Source organism: Carboxylicivirga longa, from assembly GCF_050589825.1.
Taxonomy (GTDB): Bacteria; Bacteroidota; Bacteroidia; order Bacteroidales; family Marinilabiliaceae; genus Carboxylicivirga; species Carboxylicivirga longa.
Genome location: NZ_JBNGOZ010000068.1, coordinates 1 through 1,174, shown reverse-complemented (window position 1 = coordinate 1,174; position 1,174 = coordinate 1). Strand labels below are relative to the sequence as shown.

Here is a 1,174-nt window from a genome sequence, read left to right as displayed (position 1 = left end):
GTCTTCGTCTTGTATTATACCATGTTTCTATATACTCAAATAAAGACATATTAGCTTGTTTTCGTGTTTGATAATTGCGATGGTATACCCATTCTGTCTTTAAAGACTTAAAGAAGCTCTCAGCTACTGCATTATCCCAACAATTACCCCTTCTACTCATACTTTGGGTAACTAAACCGTTGGCACTGATGATATCCCTAAATTCTCTACATGCATATTGAACACCTTGGTCGGAATGAAAAATTAATCCTTTGCGTATTGGTCTATTCGTAACAGCCATTTGCCATGCACGTATTATTGTTGCTCGGGTATCCATTGAGTTGCTGGTTGACCATCCAATTACTTTTCTGTCTGCAAGATCAATTATTACTGTCAAGTAAAGCCAACCTTCCTTAGTTCTGATATAGGTTATATCAGAAACCCATTTGCGCCCAATTTGCTTAGCTGAAAAGTCTCGTTTCAACAAGTTTTCTGCAACAGGATGACTGTGCTTAGAATGAGTTGTTGTTACAAACTTGCGCTTTGTAATACTGCGGATACCTGCTTTTCTCATTAGGCGAGCCACACGAGGTCTTGAAACGGAAACATAATTTACATTTAACTCTTTTGTTATACGAGGACTACCATAAATACCTTTGCTCAAGCGATAAACCTGGCGAATATCCTCCAGCAGTTTACGGTTTTCTAACTCTCTTACTGAAGGCTTATTCTTCAACCACGCATAATACCCACTTCTACTAACTCTTAAAACTTTACACATCCTTTCAATGGGAAACACAGAGCTCTGACCTGCTATGAATTGGTATATTTCCCATCGCTCTTGGAAAAGATGCCTACTGCCTTTTTTAGTATATCCCTCTCCATCTTCATGTCAGCAAGTTCCTTTTTTAAGCGTACTATCTCACTTTCTTCCTCACTTAATTTAGGATTGCCATTACCTGGAAAGCTTTTCCCTTGAAGGGTAGCAAACTCACTACGCCATCTGTAAATAAGTTCTGGTCTAACATTTAATTCATGAGCCAGTTCTTTGATATTATCTCGACTATAACTTAGCTCTACTGCATTTAATTTAAACTCTCTTGTAAACTTCCTTCTTTCACTCATAATGATTCTAAGATATATAATTTAGAGCCATATATCTTAACTTACTGTCCTTACAAATGTAGCAGGTTCA

Annotated in this window: 2 protein-coding genes; both read right to left on the bottom strand. The window is 37.4% G+C overall.

The window, feature by feature from the left end:
* Window positions 1-796, bottom strand: a 796-nt coding sequence (locus ACRD7A_RS19070; protein ID WP_430812982.1) for an IS3 family transposase, incomplete at its 3' end; no start/stop codon positions are given.
* Window positions 793-1,104, bottom strand: coding sequence for a transposase (locus tag ACRD7A_RS19065; protein ID WP_430812981.1), 312 nt, complete (start codon window positions 1,102-1,104; stop codon window positions 793-795). The genes ACRD7A_RS19065 and ACRD7A_RS19070, both read right to left, overlap by 4 nt.
* Window positions 1,105-1,174 lie beyond the last annotated feature (70 nt).